This is a genomic window from Rheinheimera texasensis, assembly GCF_964031785.1.
In the GTDB taxonomy this organism is placed as follows: domain Bacteria; phylum Pseudomonadota; class Gammaproteobacteria; order Enterobacterales; family Alteromonadaceae; genus Pararheinheimera; species Pararheinheimera texasensis_A.
The window spans coordinates 1-19,258 of the sequence record NZ_CAXIRE010000021.1 but is presented as its reverse complement, the minus strand read 5'-3'; the positions used below and the strand labels follow the sequence as shown (position 1 = coordinate 19,258).

General features: G+C 51.2%; 20 protein-coding genes and 1 tRNA gene. 10 read left to right on the top strand and 11 right to left on the bottom strand.

The window, feature by feature from the left end; translation table 11 throughout:
• Positions 1-137: 137 nt before the first annotated feature.
• Together pgm and ABNT34_RS11560 are read right to left on the bottom strand one after the other, a co-directional pair.
• The gene (pgm, locus tag ABNT34_RS11565; RefSeq protein ID WP_348731767.1) at positions 138-1,787 is read right to left on the bottom strand and encodes a phosphoglucomutase (alpha-D-glucose-1,6-bisphosphate-dependent); all 1,650 of its coding nucleotides are present in this window, start codon (positions 1,785-1,787) and stop codon (positions 138-140) included.
• Positions 1,788-1,858: 71 nt separating this feature from the next.
• Positions 1,859-2,362 carry a replication initiation regulator SeqA gene (locus ABNT34_RS11560; RefSeq protein ID WP_348731765.1) on the bottom strand — a complete coding sequence of 168 codons (504 nt, stop codon included), beginning with the start codon at positions 2,360-2,362 and terminating at the stop codon, positions 1,859-1,861.
• 97 nt (positions 2,363-2,459) lie between these two features.
• Between ABNT34_RS11560 and ABNT34_RS11555 the strand changes: the two genes are divergently transcribed.
• The 4 genes from ABNT34_RS11555 to fldA all read left to right on the top strand — a co-directional run bounded on the left by ABNT34_RS11555 (position 2,460) and on the right by fldA (position 4,334).
• Positions 2,460-3,221 (top strand): alpha/beta fold hydrolase, encoded by a 762-nt coding sequence (locus tag ABNT34_RS11555; protein ID WP_348731763.1) that lies wholly within the window; start codon positions 2,460-2,462, stop codon positions 3,219-3,221.
• A 61-nt stretch (positions 3,222-3,282) separates the two neighbouring features.
• Complete coding sequence (locus ABNT34_RS11550; protein ID WP_031564354.1) at positions 3,283-3,504, top strand: DUF2788 domain-containing protein; 222 nt, start codon at positions 3,283-3,285, stop codon at positions 3,502-3,504.
• Positions 3,504-3,791, top strand: a complete 288-nt coding sequence (ybfE, locus tag ABNT34_RS11545; protein WP_348731761.1) for a LexA regulated protein — start codon at positions 3,504-3,506, stop codon at positions 3,789-3,791. The genes ABNT34_RS11550 and ybfE overlap by 1 nt, the downstream gene beginning before the upstream one ends.
• A 12-nt stretch (positions 3,792-3,803) precedes the next feature.
• Complete coding sequence (gene fldA / locus ABNT34_RS11540) at positions 3,804-4,334, top strand: flavodoxin FldA (protein WP_348731759.1); 531 nt, start codon at positions 3,804-3,806, stop codon at positions 4,332-4,334.
• 67 nt (positions 4,335-4,401) lie between these two features.
• Here the strand turns inward: fldA and ABNT34_RS11535 are convergent, their stop codons facing one another.
• Together ABNT34_RS11535 and ABNT34_RS11530 are read right to left on the bottom strand one after the other, a co-directional pair.
• A complete protein-coding gene (locus tag ABNT34_RS11535) occupies positions 4,402-4,764 on the bottom strand; it encodes a VOC family protein (RefSeq protein ID WP_348731757.1) in 363 nt (120 codons plus the stop codon).
• Positions 4,765-4,777: 13 nt separating this feature from the next.
• Entirely contained in the window at positions 4,778-5,248 is a 471-nt protein-coding gene (locus tag ABNT34_RS11530) for a DUF4442 domain-containing protein (protein ID WP_348731755.1), read from the bottom strand.
• 146 nt (positions 5,249-5,394) lie between these two features.
• Here ABNT34_RS11530 and fur point away from each other — a divergent pair, with 146 nt between their 5' ends.
• Entirely contained in the window at positions 5,395-5,841 is a 447-nt protein-coding gene (gene fur / locus ABNT34_RS11525) for a ferric iron uptake transcriptional regulator (RefSeq protein WP_348731753.1), read from the top strand.
• A gap of 60 nt (positions 5,842-5,901) precedes the next feature.
• Here fur and ABNT34_RS11520 read toward each other — a convergent pair whose 3' ends face one another.
• The 3 genes from ABNT34_RS11520 to ABNT34_RS11510 form a co-directional block, all read right to left on the bottom strand.
• Entirely contained in the window at positions 5,902-6,324 is a 423-nt protein-coding gene (locus ABNT34_RS11520; RefSeq protein ID WP_348731751.1) for a hypothetical protein, read from the bottom strand.
• Positions 6,325-6,638: 314 nt separating this feature from the next.
• Positions 6,639-7,565 carry an FAD-binding protein gene (locus ABNT34_RS11515; RefSeq protein WP_348731749.1) on the bottom strand — a complete coding sequence of 309 codons (927 nt, stop codon included), beginning with the start codon at positions 7,563-7,565 and terminating at the stop codon, positions 6,639-6,641.
• Positions 7,565-8,314: an electron transfer flavoprotein subunit beta/FixA family protein gene (locus tag ABNT34_RS11510; protein ID WP_348731747.1), complete on the bottom strand. Its 750-nt coding sequence runs from the start codon at positions 8,312-8,314 to the stop codon at positions 7,565-7,567. The genes ABNT34_RS11515 and ABNT34_RS11510 overlap by 1 nt, the downstream gene beginning before the upstream one ends.
• Positions 8,315-8,499: 185 nt before the next feature.
• Between ABNT34_RS11510 and ABNT34_RS11505 the strand changes: the two genes are divergently transcribed.
• The 4 genes from ABNT34_RS11505 to ABNT34_RS11490 all read left to right on the top strand — a co-directional run bounded on the left by ABNT34_RS11505 (position 8,500) and on the right by ABNT34_RS11490 (position 15,629).
• On the top strand, positions 8,500-10,170 hold the full coding sequence (locus ABNT34_RS11505; protein ID WP_348733709.1) for an electron transfer flavoprotein-ubiquinone oxidoreductase: 1,671 nt from the start codon (positions 8,500-8,502) through the stop codon (positions 10,168-10,170).
• Positions 10,171-10,332: 162 nt separating this feature from the next.
• Complete coding sequence (locus ABNT34_RS11500; RefSeq protein ID WP_348731745.1) at positions 10,333-11,133, top strand: HAD family acid phosphatase; 801 nt, start codon at positions 10,333-10,335, stop codon at positions 11,131-11,133.
• Positions 11,134-11,345: 212 nt separating this feature from the next.
• Positions 11,346-12,881, top strand: a complete 1,536-nt coding sequence (locus ABNT34_RS11495) for a diguanylate cyclase (protein ID WP_348731743.1) — start codon at positions 11,346-11,348, stop codon at positions 12,879-12,881.
• A 27-nt stretch (positions 12,882-12,908) separates the two neighbouring features.
• A complete protein-coding gene (locus ABNT34_RS11490; RefSeq protein ID WP_348731741.1) occupies positions 12,909-15,629 on the top strand; it encodes a protein kinase in 2,721 nt (906 codons plus the stop codon).
• A 32-nt stretch (positions 15,630-15,661) separates the two neighbouring features.
• Here the strand turns inward: ABNT34_RS11490 and ABNT34_RS11485 are convergent, their stop codons facing one another.
• Together ABNT34_RS11485 and ABNT34_RS11480 are read right to left on the bottom strand one after the other, a co-directional pair.
• Entirely contained in the window at positions 15,662-16,042 is a 381-nt protein-coding gene (locus tag ABNT34_RS11485; protein ID WP_348731739.1) for a hypothetical protein, read from the bottom strand.
• 50 nt (positions 16,043-16,092) lie between these two features.
• Complete coding sequence (locus tag ABNT34_RS11480) at positions 16,093-17,055, bottom strand: aldo/keto reductase (protein WP_348731737.1); 963 nt, start codon at positions 17,053-17,055, stop codon at positions 16,093-16,095.
• A 155-nt stretch (positions 17,056-17,210) separates the two neighbouring features.
• Between ABNT34_RS11480 and ABNT34_RS11475 the strand changes: the two genes are divergently transcribed.
• A complete protein-coding gene (locus tag ABNT34_RS11475) occupies positions 17,211-18,638 on the top strand; it encodes an SLC13 family permease (RefSeq protein WP_348731736.1) in 1,428 nt (475 codons plus the stop codon).
• A 66-nt stretch (positions 18,639-18,704) separates the two neighbouring features.
• Here the strand turns inward: ABNT34_RS11475 and ABNT34_RS11470 are convergent, their stop codons facing one another.
• Positions 18,705-19,100, bottom strand: a complete 396-nt coding sequence (locus ABNT34_RS11470; RefSeq protein ID WP_348731734.1) for a hypothetical protein — start codon at positions 19,098-19,100, stop codon at positions 18,705-18,707.
• Positions 19,101-19,160: 60 nt separating this feature from the next.
• Positions 19,161-19,236: transfer RNA gene (locus tag ABNT34_RS11465), tRNA-Gly, on the bottom strand.
• Positions 19,237-19,258: the final 22 nt, after the last annotated feature.

Below are 19,258 nucleotides of genomic sequence, written 5' to 3'. Positions count from 1 at the left end.
TAATCGATTAACTTCGAAAGTCCAGAGCAAAATAATCATGTAACAAAATTACAGAATAGACCGTGATAATGCAAGAAACTAAAGGTATCGCTTTGCATTCTGTAACCCAATTACATACGAATGCAAAGCCTTGACAATCAGCCGGCGCGGCGGAAGACCTCAGCCACAAAGGCTTTAGCATCCTGCTCCAGCGCATCGAGGTGCGCCGGGCCAACAAAACTTTCCAGATAGATTTTATAACTGTTTTCGGTACCTGACGGCCGCGCGGCGAACCAGCCGTTGGCAGTGACGACTTTGACGCCACCAATGTCGGCCTGATTGCCCGGCGCCCGGTTCATCACAGCGAGAATATCATCACCAGCCAGCGTGGTTTGCGTGACGCTGGATACATCAAGTTTTTTCAGCGCCGCTTTTTGCGCCATAGATGCCGGAGCATCGAGACGGCGGTACAAAGGCGCACCGTATTTCTCAGTCAGCGCCAAATAACGCTGATGCGGGTCCTGATTAGTTTTGGCATAAATTTCTGCCGCTAATAAACCGAGAATAAAGCCGTCTTTGTCGGTCGACCAGACAGTGCCGTCAAAGCGCAGGAAACTGGCGCCGGCGCTCTCTTCACCACCAAAACCAAGACTGCCGTCAAACAATCCTGGCACAAACCATTTAAAGCCAACCGGCACTTCGTAGAGTGGACGTTGCTGCCCCGCAACAACGCGGTCAATCAGCGCACTGGACACCAGAGTTTTGCCGATTTTGACCGACTGCGGCCACAAAGGCCGGTTCGCCAGCAAATAATCGATTGCAACCGCCAGATAATGATTTGGATTGAGCAAGCCACCACTTTGAGTGACGATGCCATGACGGTCAAAATCCGCATCGTTGCCAACGCCGATATCAAAATCGTCTTTGAGTTTAATCAGATTGGCCATCGACCAGGGCGAGCTGCAATCCATGCGGATTTTGCCGTCTTTATCCAGTGGCATAAAAGCAAAACTCGGGTCAATCTGGTCGTTGACCACGGTTAAATCAATGCCATAGCGTTTAGCAATAACCGGCCAATATTCAAGGCCTGAACCACCAAGCGGATCGACGCCGATGCGGATGCCGGCAGCGCGAATAGCGTCCATATCCACTACATGCTGTAAATCTTCAACATAAGCGCTGATATAGTCATGGCTTTGGCACAGCGGACTTGCCAGTGCCTCATGAAGGCTAACCCGTTGAACGCCAGATAAATGCTGTTCAATCAACTGATTAGCGCGTTGTTCAATCCAGCCGGTCGCGTCCGTATCGGCCGGTCCACCATGTGGCGGATTGTATTTGATGCCACCATCTGACGGCGGATTATGCGACGGCGTAATAATTAAACCATCGGCCTGCGAGCCGCTTTGGCCGCGGTTAAAATTCAGGATGGCATGCGACACCACAGGTGTCGGCGTAAAACCAAAGCCTTGTTGTACTTTGACTGTTACGCCATTGGCAATCAATACCTGCAGAGCAGTCTGAAACGCAGGCTCAGATAAAGCATGAGTATCTTTGCCAACAAACATCGGCCCGGAAATTCCCTGCATAGCACGATATTCGGCGACCGCCTGACAGACCGCCAGGATATGCGCTTCATTAAAGGAACCTGCGCTTGCCACGCCCCGATGACCGGAAGTACCGAAGGCAACCCGCTGTGCGGCGTCGGTTAAATCAGGAATGATGGTGTAATAGTGACTGCAAAGACGGGGGATATTTTCCAGCATCGCGCGGGGCACCTGCTGGCCGGCCAATGGATGTAACGACATAAAGCTTCCTTTTCAAATCGTGGAGCCGGACAAAGGCCGGCGCAAAGCCGGCTCGCTGTCACTGGCGCAGATCAGAGAAAATCGCGGATCGTTTCTGCTTCTTCTGCGCTGTAGCCAAGTTTTAATGCCGCTTCTGTCAGCATCATTTTTTTCCGCGTGGTATTGGAGTTCGTGATCACCCAAAATTCACTGTTAGGAATTTGTTTTGGATTGGTGCTACTGCCCGCTTCCAGCAAATCTGTGTCACTACGGCCGAAATACACCCGGTTACGGCCTTTAATATCCAGCACCTGAGCAAAATCTTGTTTGTGAGCCCGGGCCAGTGCCGACAGGATAATCAAAAAGCGGCCAACAACAGACAACTCTGCCTGTAAATCCTGTTTGCTCAGGATATCAAAGACTTTCTGGCCGGATTTTGAATTTTCTGCGACAGCTGCAGCCACAGCAGCTGGCTGGGCAACCGACTGCTTATTCAGTAGAATACGGCGCAAAATATCATTGGCACTCTCGCCAATGCGTTGGGTCTGTCCGGCGATAAAGTGATAAAGCTCGTCGTCAATTTCGATTGTGTTCATGTAAATACCTTTAAAAGACCCAAAATGACATTGCCCGCGTGTCCGGCACGGCCAATCAGCCCAGCGGCAGACCCGCGGCAGAATCAAGAGGAAATCCATGATATTACATACCGACATCACAGGCCAAGGGACTCCGTTGTTATTAATTCACGGACTGTTCGGCAGTGGCGAAAATCTCGGCATGATAGCCCGGTTGTTAGCCGACCGTTTTCGCGTGATCAACATTGATTTGCGCAACCATGGCCGCTCTGGCCATAGCGATGCACTCAGTTACCCGTTGATGGCTGCTGATCTGGTAGAAACCATGGACGCTTTGAACATCCCAACCGCGGCGGTGCTGGGGCATTCGATGGGTGGCAAAGCGGCCATGCAACTGGCGCTTTCATTCCCAACGCGGGTCAGCAAGCTGGTACTGGCAGATATTTCGCCGGTGGTCAGTCAGGCCCGTCACCTGAGTATCCTCGATGCATTAAATAGTATCGATTTGACCACGCTTACCGATCGCAAAGACGCCGACCGCCAGTTACAACAAGGCATCAGCGATGCCGGCACCCGCGCTTTCCTGCTCAAAAGCCTGCAGAAAACCGACCTGGGTTTTCAGTGGCGTTTTAATCTGGCTGCGCTTACCGCGCAATACCCGCAGGTGCTGGCTGCACCACAAGCCACCGGCTCCTTTGAGGCTCCGGTGCTGTTTATCAAAGGCGGCAATTCCGATTATTTGCTGGCGGAACATCAGCCACAAATCCAACAACTGTTTCCAAAGGCCCGCGCTAAAGTCATTGAAGGCACCGGCCATTGGCTGCACGCCGAAAAACCGGCGGCTTTTGCCAAAATTACTGCAGACTTTTTATTGAGTTGACGCAATTTTTTCTGTTGCGCTTTGTGCTATATTGCGCGGGTTTTTTTTGCAGGTCTCCGACATGTTAAATCAGTACATGGAACAAATTGAAACCTTTGGCACCTGGTTTGCGCTGGCTGCATTGTTTTTCCTGATTGGGATGGCAATTCAGGACGTGCTGAAAAAAGGTGATGTGCCAAAATTCGGCAGAATTTTTGTCTGGCTGGTATTGTTTCTTGGATGCTTTGGTTTTATTGCCAAAGGAATTATTCAGGTTATTTACGAGTCACAGGGCATGGGCTGATGGCAAAAATTTCCAGCGACAGAACGACAATTGACCTGTTCGCCCATGAAAAGCGTCCGGGTCGACCGAAAACCAATCCTCTGCCGCGTGAAGAACAGCTGAAACTGAATAAGCGCAATCAGGTGCGGCGAGATCGCAGTAAAGGGTTAAAACGCATTGAGTCGAAGATACCGGAAGATTTGTATCAAAAGCTGGATGCAAGAGCACAGGCACTGCAGACTACCCGCAGTGCGTTGATCGAACAACTGTTAACGCAGGCTTTAGCAAAGCCGTTGATAACAAAGTAAGAAGGCTGAATTATGGCTACTGTTGGTATTTTCTTTGGCAGCGACACCGGTAACACTGAACATGTCGCAAAACAAATCCAGAAAGAACTGGGTAAAAATCTGGTTGATGTTCACGATATTGCCAAGAGCTCAAAAGAAGACATCGCCGCTTTTGACCTGCTGCTGTTCGGGATCCCGACCTGGTACTACGGCGAAGCGCAATGTGACTGGGATGACTTTTTCCCTGAACTGGAAAACATTGATTTTAATAACAAGCTGGTGGCAATTTTTGGCTGTGGCGATCAGGAAGACTACGCTGAGTATTTCCTAGATGCTATGGGCACCCTGCGTGACATTATTGAACCTAAAGGCGCTATCATCGTCGGTCACTGGCCAACCAAAGGCTACAATTTCGTCGCCTCCAAAGCCTTGGTCGATAACGACCATTTCGTTGGTTTGGGTATCGACGAAGACCGTCAGCCAGAACTGAGCGAAGCACGGATCAAGCAATGGTGTAAGCAAGTTTATGATGAGCTGAGCCTGAAAGACCTTGAAGGTCTCTGATTAGCAGTTCGGTTAAATAACAAAGCCACCAACAGGTGGCTTTGTTGTCTTTGCAAGTCAGATCGGTTTAGCGCACCTGGGCTAAATTAAACAGCGGATTTTGAATCAACCCCAGCACATTGCCAAATGGGTCACCCAGACTTGCCACCCTGATCCCCTCGCCGACATCGGTCACTGCAGCAACCACAACAGCACCTAGCGCCCTGATCCTTTCGAGTTCAGCATCGATGTCTTCAGTGCCCCAGTAAACCACCTGGCCATCACGGCTGGGTTGCCCGTCCGGCACCAGCCCCAGCTCAAAACCGCCGATGGCAAAGCCAACATAAAATGGCTGATTAAAATAAGGCCCGGTTTGAAACACCTGTTGATACCATGCAGTTGCTGCCGCCAAATCAGCGACCGGATAAATGACAGTACGAAGTCCCAGCATGATTACCCTGCCTTTAGTTTTCTCTGTGTTGTGGTTTCTTTCGAATATACACAGTGCGGTTGACTTCGCAAACCACCTCACCGGCTTTGTTTTTTACCAGCACCAGAAACTGCGGGAAATACTTCTGCCCATCATCGGTGGCGGTTTTAATCTCGGCAATTGTCGCGTCATGCAACCAGAATTCAGCGGTCAGGGTGCCACGGCCAGGCCGGATAAAATCGATGTCAGCTTTTTTATCCCAGACCATATAGGTTTTGCCCATGGCGCCCATCAGCAACAAGGGGTAAATCGGATCGGTCATCGCAAACATCGAACCGCCAAACTGGCTGCTATTGATATTGCGCCGCCAGGGCCTGTCACTCAATTCGACTTTAGCATAACGATAATCACTTGAAAGCACGGCGACTTTGATACCGTTAAACCAGAATGGCGGCCAGAAATTTAGTAAATGCCGCATGACACCGGGTTTAAACGCCCATTTCATTTGTTGCTCCTCAACTGGTCTGTCCTGTGATTATGCCGCTTTTCACAGCGCCTGACCAGCGATCCGGCCGACAAGCCAATTTTCGCTTTTCCTCAAGCGATTAATAGTCTTATAATCCGGTAACCATATTTTTTAGTGATGCCCTCATGCCAGATCATAACAGCGAGCTGCGAAAAGCAGGTTTAAAAGTCACGTTGCCCCGCGTAAAAATCCTGGAGATCCTGCAGGACCCGGCACATCAGCATATCAGTGCTGAAGACGTGTACAAAATCCTGCTGGAAATTGGTGAAGACATCGGCCTTGCAACCGTCTATCGGGTACTGAACCAGTTTGACGATGCCGGCATTGTCACCCGCCATCATTTTGAAGGTGGCAAATCGGTGTTTGAACTAAGCCGTATTGATCACCACGACCATCTGGTTTGCCTGAACTGCGGTAAAGTCATTGAGTTTGAAGATGACGAAATCGAACGCAAACAGCTGGAAATTTCCGAAAAAAATGGCATCAAGCTAACCCACCATAGCCTGTATCTGTATGGCGAATGCGTGGATAAAGTCAGCTGTGAACAGTTTAAAGACAGTCAGCATAAATAAGCTGCATTGCCAGAGTAAAAAAGCCGCTGAATAGCGGCTTTTTTTATTCAAAGTCTTTTTTTAACGCTGCGCATCCAGTAACACACATTGCTGTTGCCGGCAGGCCGGCACCGGTGCCGGTAGTTGCTGGCAGGTACTGCGTAATCCTAAACGCTGTTGCTGTTCCTGCCTTATTCTGGTGTAGCGGTCGTTGGTAATGGTCAGCATTTTCTGATCCGTCTGCTGTGTAGAGAACAATAAAAACTGCTCAGGACCACCACAAGGCCGCGAGCCTATACCGATAACCTGACATTGTTGGTCAGTGTTGCAGCTTTTATCCGCCGTCAGCTTTTGCATGCGTTGATATAACTGGCGGCCATCGACCTGCATTTGTGCCAGCGGTCCATCAAGTTCAGTCAGTAAATTTTGATTCTGTGGCGGCGTTTGGGCACAACCAGCGAGCCACAGCAATGAAACCAACGAACATGTACGTAACAATGACATTCAAACTTCCCTGAGCAAGCGCACTGCCGCAAATTGTTAAAATGATGTAAGGCAGATAGATTAACAAGCCAGTACTTGCAGTCAAGAGACGCTGCGCAAACACTTGTACAAAAATTGTCAGCGAGTATGACAGAAAACACCTTGCTCGAAGCGTTTATCAGGCAGGATGCCAACAGCTTGGCATCCTGAAATCCCTGATTCACTGTACCGTACATCCTGTCATTCACCGACAATTGCTCCTGCATTGTCGGTGTACCGTACATCCTGTACATAAAAAAAGGTCGCCTAAGCGACCTTTTTCCACAAGCAACAGGTCAAAGTTTGGCTTCAAGCTCTGGCAGAATAGCGAATAAATCGCCGACCAGGCCGTAATCCGCCACCTGAAAAATAGGCGCTTCCGGGTCTTTGTTAATCGCCACAATGACTTTAGAGTCTTTCATACCGGCTAAATGCTGGATAGCACCGGAGATACCAACCGCAATATACAAGTCCGGCGCGACAATTTTACCAGTCTGGCCGACTTGCATATCGTTTGGTACAAAACCGGCGTCAACTGCAGCACGACTGGCACCAATGGCAGCATTCAGCTTATCCGCAATACCTTCGAGTAATTTGAAGTTATCACCGTTTTGCATGCCACGACCGCCGGAGATAATCACAGAAGCGGCAGTCAGCTCAGGACGCTCAGATTTAGTCAGTTGTTCGTCGACGAAGACCGATAAACCTGCAGCTGCAGCCGGAGCAATAGCTTCAATCGCCGCTGAACCACCATTTGCTGTGGCGGCAAAGGCCGAACTACGCACTGTGATAACTTTTACCGCATCAGCGCTTTGCACTGTGGCAATGGCATTACCGGCATAGATTGGCCGGACAAAAGTGTCGGCACTCTCTACCGCAATAATGTCGGAGATTTGCCCAACATCGAGCATGGCCGCCACGCGTGGCAGGAAATTCTTACCGTTGGTAGTGGCTGAAGCCAGAATATGGCTGTAACCCGAAGCCACAGACAACACCAACGCCGCCATTTCTTCAGCCAGTTGATGTTGGTAGGCAGCTGCATCAGCCACTATTACTTTACTGACGCCCTGCAGCGCAGCAGCATCAGCGGCAACGCTCTGGCAGTTTTGCCCGGCAACCAGTACGTGGATATCACCACCGATTGCCAGTGCTGCAGTGAGTGTTTTCGCCGTATCGGCTTTTAATAAGACGTTGTTATGTTCGGCAATGATTAAAATGGCCATCAGATCACCTTCGCTTCATGCTTTAACTTGTCGACCAGCGTGTCGACTGAATCCACTTTGACACCCGCCTGACGAGTCGCCGGCGCTGTGACTTTCAGCACTTTAATCTGGCTGTGCAATGACACGCCCATTGAATCGGCTGCGATCACATCCAAAGGTTTTTTCTTGGCTTTCATAATATTTGGCAGCGATGCATAACGTGGTTCGTTTAAACGCAGGTCTGTCGAAACTACCGCTGGTAAATTTAGCGCCACGGTTTGCAGGCCACCATCGATTTCGCGGGTGACATTCACTGTACCATCAGCAACCACCACCTTTGAGGCAAAAGTGCCCTGGCCCATGCCAGTTAAAGCCGCCAGCATTTGTGCTGTCTGATTGTTATCAGAATCAATGGCTTGTTTGCCGAGGATCACCAGCTGTGGCTGCTCATTCGCAACAACTTTGGCCAGTAGTTTCGCTACTTGCAGCGATTCAAGGCTTTGTTCAGTTTCCAGTAAAATGGCGCGATCAGCGCCTAACGCCAGTGCTGTACGCAATTGTTCCTGCGCCAGACCAGGTCCAATCGACACCACCACCACTTCGGTGGCAACACCGGCTTCTTTTAACCGCACCGCTTCTTCAACTGCAATTTCACAGAAAGGGTTCAGCGCCATTTTGACATTAGCCAGGTCCACGCCGCTCTGGTCGGCTTTCACCCGCACTTTTACGTTGTAATCAATCACCCGTTTGACCGGCACCAGAATTTTCATCAATGCACACCCCTGCTGTTTTCGGGTCAAGTTTACGTAAAGGTAAACTTCAGACCATTTCAATGCCGGACAATCTAACCAGTGTTGACGTTAACGTCAACCTGAAATACCCTTGCCGACAACGCTTTTAAAAAAACCAGACAAGAATAGCAGTTAACAGTGCAGAAACTGTTGATGCAGCGCAAATCACAGCAGCGAGGTGGCAAATGGAACGGGAATCGATGGAGTTTGATGTAGTCGTAGTCGGTGCCGGTCCGGCGGGCTTATCAGCGGCGATCAAACTGATGCAACAGGCAAAAGCCGCAGGTTCTGAACTGACCGTCTGTGTCGTGGAAAAAGGCTCTGAAGTCGGCGCCCACATTTTATCCGGTGCCGTGTTTGAACCACGCGCCCTGAATGAACTAATCCCTGACTGGCAGGACAAAGCCGCGCCTTTAAGCACAGCGGTCAGCCATGACGATATCTATTTATTACAAAACGCTGATGATTCCCGCCAGATCCCGCATTTTGCCGTGCCAAAAACCATGCACAATACCGGCAATTACATCGTTTCAATGGGCAATGTCTGCCGCTGGCTGGCCAGTCAGGCTGAAGCGCTTGGCGTGGAGATTTTCCCGGGTTTCAGCGCAGCCAGTCTTATCATCGAAGATAATGTGGTCAAAGGCATCATCACCGGCGATATGGGTCTGGATAAACATGGCGAGCAGAAAAACAGTTTTGTTGCCGGTATGGAGCTGCGTGCTAAATACACCCTATTTGCTGAAGGCTGCCGTGGTCATTTAGGCAAAGAACTGATTAAACTTTATCAGCTCGATAAAGACTGTTCACCTCAGCATTATGCTATTGGTTTTAAAGAGATTTGGGATATAGACCCCAACAAACACCAATCGGGCCTGGTGGTGCATACCGCCGGCTGGCCATTGGAACAAGGCACGTCTGGCGGTGGTTATCTGTACCACGCCGAGAATAACCAGATCGTCGTCGGCCTGATTATCGACCTCAATTACAGCAACCCGCACTTAAGCCCGTTTGATGAGTTCCAGCGCTACAAACACCATCCGGTGATTGCGCAGTATCTCAAAGGCGGTAAACGCGTTTGTTACGGTGCCCGGGCTATTGCCAAAGGCGGCCTGAACAGCCTGCCGAAAATGACCTTCCCGGGCGGCCTGTTACTCGGCTGTGACGCCGGCACACTGAATTTTGCCAAAATCAAAGGCAATCACACGGCGATGAAATCCGGCATGCTGGCGGCGGAAACGGTGTTTGAAGCCTTAAGCCGTGGTGATACCGGTGGTGAGGATCTGCAAAGCTTTAAAGGCCGTTTTGAACAAAGCTGGTTGTTTGATGAGTTATATCGCTCCCGTAATTTTGGTCCGGCCATGCACAAATTTGGCTCTATTCTGGGTGGCGCTTTTAATATGGTCGACCAGAACTGGTTTGGCGGCAAACTGCCGTTTACCCTCAAAGACAACAGCGTCGACCATGCCTGCCTGAAGCCTGCGTCGGCCTGCGCTAAAATCGCCTATCCAAAACCGGATCAGGCATTGAGCTTTGATAAGTTATCTTCCGTGTTTTTGTCCAACACTAACCACGAAGAGGAACAGCCTTGTCATTTGCAGCTGATTGACAGCACTATTCCAATCAAAGTGAATCTGGCGATTTACGATGAACCGGCACAACGTTATTGCCCGGCCGGTGTTTATGAGATTGTGGGTCAGGACGCCGGTGAACCACGTTTGCAGATCAATGCGCAAAACTGCATTCACTGCAAAACCTGTGATATCAAGGACCCGTCGCAGAATATCCGCTGGGTCACACCAGAAGGCAGCGGCGGCCCGAACTATCCGAATATGTAAGACCGACGAAGGCAGCGTAAGCTGCCTTTTTGTTGCGTCTTCAGTCACCAGCAGGCGATGCCAGCGCAGTTTTGCCTTGGCAAAGCCCTGCTTAACGCAGCTTTTGTTGAATTTCAGCCTGAACTCAGTATGATCGGCGTTTTTCTTTGTCAGGATCTGTATATGGCCTTCTCCGCCGCTATTTTGTATGCCGCTGCTGCGGTCTCTGCCCCACACGACAACTTCAATGCCACTTTGTGGTACCAGACATCAGCGGAATTTCGCGCCAACAGCCTGCAAACTTATAAAATGGCCAGTTTGACACTCAAAGAAGCGCTGACAGACAAAAACTGGACGGCGCTGCCGGGCCAAACCAGCGATTTCCAGCAGTTGCCACCAGCCATCATCGTCGACATTGACGAAACGATTCTGGACAACTCCCCGGCGGCTGCCCAGGCCATTCTGGAGCAAGACACTGGTTTTAACGGCAAGCGTTGGGATAACTGGGTTGCAGCCGCGAAAGCCAAAGCCGTACCGGGCGCGGTGGATTTTCTCAATCTGGCCGGCAAAAACGGCGTAACAGTGCTCTACATCAGTAACCGTGAATGTGCACCAAGAGCCAAAGTCAAAGATGGCTGCCCGCAAAAAACCGATACGCTGAAAAACCTGCAGGCGACGGGCATAACGCAGGTCGATGCCAGTCAGCTCTGGCTCAAGTCTGAACAAAAAGACTGGACCTCAGAGAAAGAAAGCCGCCGGTTAAAAGCCGCACAACAATATCGAGTCATTATGCTGGTTGGCGATGATTTTGGTGATTTCCTGCCGCAGGTCAAAAGCAATATTACCCCGGCCAAACGCTTTGAGCTGGTCGACCAATATCAGCAATATTGGGGCAGCCGCTGGTTTATGCTGACCAACCCAACCTATGGCTCCTGGGAGACAATTCTGCAGCAGCCAAAACAGCAGTATCTGCAAGGTTTTTGATCTAGTCACGTTGGCCATGGCACAGCACGATGCCATGGCTAAATTACCGATATCTGCAGATTGTCACTGTTACAGGGGTTAAATCGGGTATAAACTCGGCAAAATAGCGGTTTTATCCTGAACAGCGCAGAAGACGCGCAGGACTTAAACGATCGGTAGCCACCGACTGGAACCATCTGCAGTCTGGCTCGTGACGTTTCGGAGTGCATAACATGAATGACCCCATGGTGCTTGATCTCGACTGGCTGCAAGGCGATAAGCATCATTCCGTGCGGCTCACGCTGGACGATACGCCTGTTTCTATTGGGCGCGATCCGGTCAACCTGCTGGTCCTGCATGACAGCAGTGTATCGCGCCAACATGCGGAAATCTTTCTGACAGCACAAGGCCCGGCGCTGCGCGACAAAGGCTCACGCTTTGGCACCCAACTTGATCAACATTTATTGCGGCCCGCCCAAAGTATGCTGCTGCCGCCGCAATGCGAACTCTTGTTTGGCCGGCAAAAAGTTTCGTTGCGATACGAAGCCGCGCAACACCATGAACAGGATTTTGCCGTCTGGGCTTTACATGATCTGCAACACCGCATCGATGATATGCAACAACACAGCCTCGCCGCGTTGTTACAGTTAAGCCAGCAAGCGCAGCCGTTATCAGAATTACAACAACATCTGTGTCAGCAGTTCCAGCAATTACAGCAAGCGGCACAGCAATGGTCGGCGCAAAACAGCCTGTTGCAACGCCTCAATACTCTGGTTAATCAGACGCAAGGCTATCTGGTACTGCTCGAACATGCAGTGCCGATGATTGCTGAAGTACTGGGCGCCCGCCGTGGTTTTGTGCTGATGGCTGATAAGCGCGGGCAAACGCTACAACGGCAGGCTTGTTGGAACTATATCCCGCCTCAGGCAAATGATAGAACTGTGTTTAGCGAGTGGATCGCCCGTGAATGTTTTGAACGTCAGGAATTCAGACTGCTGTTTTCCGGCCAACTAACCAGCTTTGCCGCGCCGCGCCCTGACGCCGAAGTCACGGGTGTATTGGCCATGCCGCTGCAGGCTAATGGCGAGACGCTGGCCCTGCTGTATCTGGACACCACCCATACCGATGGTTTTAATCAGCTGCAGGAAACATTCTGTAAAACACTACAGGCCCAGCTTGGTCTGGCGCTGAAAAACGCCATCACCATCAGTCGGGCGCTCTGTGACGATCTGACCGGCTTGTGCAGCCGCAGCATGATTGAAGAACAGATCACCTTATCGATGGAGCAGGCCAAACGTTATGGCCAGCCGTGCAGTCTGATTTTTATCGATCTAGACAACTTCAAGCAAATCAATGACCAATACGGCCATTTTGCCGGCGATGAAGTATTGCGCTGTGTCGCCGGTCTGTTAAAAACGCTGGCGCGTAAAGCCGATCGGGTCGGCCGATTGGGCGGCGAAGAATTTGTTGTGCTGGTTAATAACACCTCGCCGGACAGCGCGTTGATTTATGCCGAACGGATCCGGGCCGATATTGCCGCGCTCGAACCGCTGGTCACAGGCGTAAGCTTAAAGATCACCGCCAGTATTGGTGTAGCCGGCTTTCACCATGCCCTGCACAATCTGGCTTACCGCTTTATTGATTGTGCCGATCAGGCGATGTATCAGGCGAAAAATAGTGGCAAAAACCGCGTGTGTGCGCATAAACCTGCCACATTGCAACTACTTGATACCGCCAGTGACCCCCTCAGATCCGGCTCGAGGGGTTAAATACGCGTGATTTGTCAGCAGTGCGACATGCCTATTTCAGCGTCTTCCGGCCAATGTGATTTTTGTCAGTCTGACTTTCCGTCGCAGCTGGATACCTGGATGCCAGCGGATGCGACCACGCATGCCCGGCCCACTGCCGATCTGCCGCCTGCAGCGCCTTATGGCCATTACCAGTTGCTGCGCCAGGCTGGTCAAGGCGGTATGGGTATTGTGTATCAGGCCTATGATGCAGCCCTGCAACGACCGGTCGCACTCAAGGTGCTGCAGTTACAACGCCAGGGCCAGTTTCATCAGCAGCAATTGCTGGAAGAAGCCCGCGTCGCATCATCATTGCAGCATCCGAATATCGTCACTGTTTACGACATCTCCCGAACCGAGCAGCAAAGCTACATCGTCACCGAATGGCTCGAAGGTCAAACGCTGGACCATTACTTACAACGCCCGCTGAGTTTGCCGGATAAATTGCATTTACTGCAGCAGATAGCCGCAGGTCTGGCGAGCGCGCATCAGGCTGGCGTGGTCCACCGCGATTTAAAGCCCAGCAATCTGATGGTTTGCCTGCCGGCGCAACAGGTCAAAATTCTCGATTTTGGTATGGCGAGCCGGCAACGGCGGCTACAACAGCAGGCTGAAACCGAAGGCGCCGGCTTACCGCCGATGTTATCCAGCCAGCTGAACACCCAGTGGTCACAACACACCACGGCGCATCAAATCAAAGGTACGTTACCTTATCTGGCACCAGAGCTGCTGCAAAGCGACGTGGATGCCACTATTCAAAGCGACGTTTTTGCCTTTGGCGTGATCATGTACGAGCTCTGTTATGGCGTGCATCCATTTCTGCGGGAAAATGCCGATGCAACGATGCAGGCTATTGTGCAACAGATCAAACAACCACCGGCGCAACCGGTGGAGTTGCCGCAATCGCTAAAAAACCTGATTGACCAATGTCTGACCACCCATCCGTCACAACGCCCGGCGGATCTCAGTAAAGTCGCCGTGTTACTAGCAAACCTGCAGCAAGAATTACTGCAACGCCAGCGCTTAGGCATCTGGTATCCATTGGTGCGCTGGCAATTCTGGGCCGCACTTGCTCCAATTATCCTAATTTTCAGTTTGTGGCTTGGTCAGCAAAGCGTCGATAAACAGAGTTTACTCAGTCAGGGCAAAACCCTGGCGCTGCTGCCGCTGCAAAATATCGGTGCAGATCCGTCGGTGCAACAATTCCTGACCGGGATGTCGCTCAGTTTGAGCCAGGATTTAGCGCAAATAGGTCAGCTGAACGGCAATGTCTGGGTGTTACCGCCGGCAGAACTGGGCCAGCTCAAAGAAGTCAGTACTAAAGCCATTTACCAACAATTTCAGACCGAACTGGTGATCAGCGGTAGCTTGCAGCACCTTGGCAATACCCGGCGTTTGTCGCTGAATCTACAAAACGGTGCAGACGGCCGCATCCTGAAATCTACAGAAGTGGATTTGGCATTAGACAACTGGGATTTGGCGCAACAGCAAGTCAGAACTGAGCTGGTGCACCTGTTGAACTGGCAGCTGCCGGATGCTTTACCCCTCTCCAAAGGCAGTGCGACCAATGATACGGCGTATAAAGCGTATCTGACCGGCATCAGTTATTTGTATCGCCATGATTACAAAGACAATATCGAAAAATCGTTGCAGCAACTGCTGCTGGCTGTACAAACAGATGCTGAGTTTATTGAAGCCCGTTATGCCCTAATCGATGCCATGTTACAGACGGCACGCCTTCGCGATATCCACCAATGGTTACCACAAGCAGAGCAATTAACTAACGAGTTGGCGCAGCAGCTGCCTGAAAACAGCAGGTTACTGGCACTACAAGCTGAAATTGCGAAAATACGCAGCGACTATCCCCGGGCGATCGATCTGTTCAGTCAGGCACTGCAATTAGAACCAGACAATGCCATGTTAATCCATGGTCAGGCCCGTGCTTTTGATCTGGCCGGCCAAACCGCTGCCGCTGAACAACAGTTTCAACAGGCGGCGGCGATCAGCCGAAACTGGTATTTTATCAATGCGCTCGCGGTGTTTTATTATCAGCATCAGCAGCTGGACAAGGCGGAACGCAGTTATCGCGAACTCGCCGGTTTAGCACCTAATAATGCACAAGTCTTGCAGACACTGGGGGCAATTCAATTTAGCCGCGGCGATTACCCGGCGGCGCTGACGACATTTAAACAAGCGGTCGCCATCGACGACGACGCCGTGAATCATTCGAACATTGGGACTTTGCTGTTTTATCAGCAGCAGTACGCTGAAGCCAGCGCGCACTTTGCACTGGCCGTTGAGTTAAAACCAGACAATTACCAATTGTGGGGCAATTTGGCAGACAGCTATCGCTGGGCGCAACAACCGGACAAAGCGCGAGAAAGTTATCAGCAAGCGATCCGATTGGTCAGTCTGCTATTGGAGAAAACACCAAAGCTGCAAAACGCACGACTCAGACTGGGTCTTTATCTGGCAAAAAACGGCCAAAGCCGGCAAGCTCTGCAAGAACTCAAGGCTGCAGGTACATTGAAGAAACCGCTACAACTGATCAATGCAGCACAAATCTGTGAGATCAGTGGCGAACGCCAGCGGGCCGTCGACTATCTGCAAGCCGCACTGGCGTTAGGTTATGACTTTGATTCAGTGCAATCTGAACCAGAATTCAGACAACTATTGCAGCAGCAAGTGCTGACGCGCCCTGAAGGCAACAAGCCCGCCAGCACCATATAATTGAAAAGCAATCATCAACATAATCTGACGGTCTAGTCCTCAACGTCTCCGCCATTTACGATGATCTCAGGATCACGCTGAAAAATGGTGACTGTTCCGCTGCTGTTTTCCACTGTGACGTAAATCGCATAAGCGTTGTACTTCGCGACTTTAGCCTCTGCCGTGTCAACACTGATGGTTTTCTCCGCCGTGTAGACATTACCGTTTACCTGCAAATCACCAAACGAATAACGCAGCGAATTGCTGACATCAAATGGATTGTTAAAATACAGCCCCCAATCCTTCAGGTGCTGACCACTGTTATTGGTCAGGACAAATTGCACTGACTCGCCTTTGTCGGCGGTGATTGATTTCTGTCCCGGCGCAAACTCAATTTTGCCGGTGTTAGTGAGCGTAAAACTTTGCGTAACCATCTGCTTCCCTTTTAAGTTGTTGTGTTGCACTTCAAACTTTGAAGACCTGCTCAGGGTAACGCCTGACCCCGGCTGGCTACATACAGCGCATACCAGTGTTCGCGACTGAGCTTAACATCCACCGCCTGGCTGCAGGCGCGAATGCGTTCAGGGTTCACAGTACCAATCACTGGCTGGATGCCGGCCGGATGGCGCATCAGCCAGCCCAATACGATGGCTTCAGCACTGACCTGATAGTCTGCAGCAAGCTTTGCTACCAAATCGGCAGTACGCTGGTCAGTGGCAGATAAATCTTTGCCGGCACCACTGAAACGGCCTTGCGCCAGACTGCCCCAAGCCTGAATTTGTACTTTGTTCAGCTGACAATATTCCACAGTGCCATAGCCAAAATAATGGCCAGCGCCTTGGGGCATACCGGTCAGTACATTGGCTTCCAGCCAGTCCAGATTGGCCAGACTCATTTGCAGCTGATTCACCACCAGTGGCTGCTGCAGCGCTGATTGCAGCAGCTGTTGCTGTGGCGCGCCGAAATTCGACACACCGAACTGGCGGACTTTACCGCTTTGTTGCAGCCGGTGCAGCACTTCAGCCACTTCGTCGATTTGCATCAAAGGGTCTGGCCGGTGCAACAGCAGAATATCCAGATAGTCGGTTTGCAGCCGGCGCAAACTTTGCTCAACACTGTCGGCGATATAACCAGCGCTGAAATCATAACGCCCGACATGATGTTCGTCTGCGAAACGGATAGCGCATTTACTTTGTAACACCAGACATTCCCGCAGCTGCGGCTGCGCGGCCAGAAACTGACCAAATACCGTTTCAGCTTTGCCACGGGTATAGATGTCGGCATGGTCAAAACAGTTAAAACCAAGCTCCAGCGCGGCTTCGATGGCCGCGAAACCCTGTTGCTGTTGCTCTGTGGTTGTTGTTGGAGAATTCCAGTCACCGCCCAGCCCCATACAGCCGAACACCAACGGAGAAACATCGGGAAAATATTGTTGTAAAGCCAGCATTTAACTGCTCCTTTTCGCAAAATTAACCGAGTCTAACTGAGTTAGACCCTGTGTCCAAGCCTGTGCACTTACCAGCAGCACAACAAATGGATGATCCGGGATGCAAAAGCAGTTAGAGTCTTTAACAACACCTTAATCTCACCATCAGGTACCCTATGTCCCGTCGTCAAGTCTGGTGGCTGCTGGCAGGCCCTGCCGCGCTATTATTGTTTAGCCTCTGGTCTGTGCCAGGTCTTAGCAGCACTGCCAGTGTGCTTTGCGGCGTAACGCTGTGGATGGTGATTTGGTGGATCAGCGAAGCCGCGCCTATCCCGGTCACCTCGTTATTGCCGATGCTGTTGTTTCCGCTCCTCGGGATCAGCAGCGCAGAAGCAGCGACCTCGCCCTATGCGCATCCGCTGATTTTTATGTTTTTTGGCGGTTTTTGTTTGTCGATTGCGCTGGAAAAGACCGGTTTACACCAACAAATTGCTGAGCGGGCGCTACGCCATGTTGGCGGCGCGCCTGCCCGGCAACTGGCGGCACTGATGGCCATCACCGCATTTTTATCAATGTGGATGTCCAATACCGCCACGGCCGTGATGATGTTGCCTATCGCCTTGTCGATTGTCGCCGTGGCGCCGCAAAGCAATCGTGCGGCATTGGCACCGGCTTTGTTATTAGGCGTGGCGTACGCATCCAGTATCGGCGGTATCGCTACTTTAATTGGCACTCCACCGAACGCGCTGCTGGCGGCTTTTCTGGAAAAAACCTATCAAATTAAACTCGGTTTTGGCCAATGGATGCTACTCGGAGTGCCGTTGGCGCTGGCCATGTTAGTGGTCTGTTGGTTGTGGCTGAGCCGGGTTTATTTCCGGCTGCATTTGCTGCCAGCTACAACCCATCGGATGGACAAATCGCCGTTACCACTGTCCGCAGCGCAGCGTCAGGTCGCACTGATCTTTCTGCTGACAGCGCTGTGCTGGATTTTTCAGCCACTGCTGAGTAAATGGAGCGGGCTAAGCCTCAGTGACACTATCATCGCGTTAACCGCCGCCTTTGCGCTGTTTTTACTACCGGTGTGGCAACCGCGCAGCAAGACTGTAACCGAAGGCCCGGCAGCTGCCCAGCCAGTGCTGAATTGGCAAGACAGCGAAAAATTGCCCTGGGGCGTGCTGCTGTTATTTGGTGGCGGTCTGAGCCTCGCCGGTCAGTTGCAGCATCATGGCGTGTCCGATGCGCTGGCGCAGTTGTTTCACGGGTTACAGGGCGTACCGGCGCTATTTATCATTGCCGGTGTCGCGCTGCTCATTGTATTTTTGACCGAACTGACCAGTAATACCGCAGTTGCAGCCGCTTTTCTGCCAATCCTCGGGCCCGTGGCACTGAGTCTGGAATTATCCCCATTGTATTTAGTGGTGCCGGCAGCGTTGGCGGCCAGTCTGGGTTTTATGATGCCGGTCGGCACGCCACCGAATGCCATCGTATTTGCCAGTGGGCAGTTGCAGATCCGTGACATGATCCGTGCCGGCGTGGTGCTGAATATTTTCGGCGTGCTGCTGATCACCCTGTTCTGCCAGTTGATACTGCCTTTCTGGGTATAACCAGTCTGCTGGGACGAGACCATAAAAAAACCGGGCCTGCTGCCCGGTTTTTTTTGCACCTGCTATTTATGCGACTGTTTGCGCCTTTCTGCTCCGGCGGTACTGCACCAGACCAATGACTGACGCAGCTATCCAGAACACTTCAATGACAAAACTGGCAAGATTGAAGTTAATACAAAGGCTGAATAACAAAAACAAAGCACCGGTCAGGTTCATCAGGTTATAGGCCAAACCTTTGGGTGATACTTTGTTGAGTTGTAACAGGAAAAAGGCACCGACCACCAGCGAGGTGCCGGCCATACCGATAATATCTGCAAGCAGATCCATATTGAAGTTTCCACAAACAAGCTGAAGTTCGTCCAAAACAGGCTGGCCCTTTCCATGGGGAGGACGATTCTCTGGCTCAATATTGAGCTTCCGTGAGACAGCTTGGCCGGGAGCAGCTGGTGCTTTAATCAGCAAATACAGCTTTCCCACAAAAGCAAAAAGGTCTTTGTTTCCAAAGACCTTTTTGCTTTAATTTGGAGCGGGCAACGAGACTCGAACTCGTGACCTCGACCTTGGCAAGGTAGCGCTCTACCAACTGAGCTATGCCCGCATATTTATTACTTACTGCTATG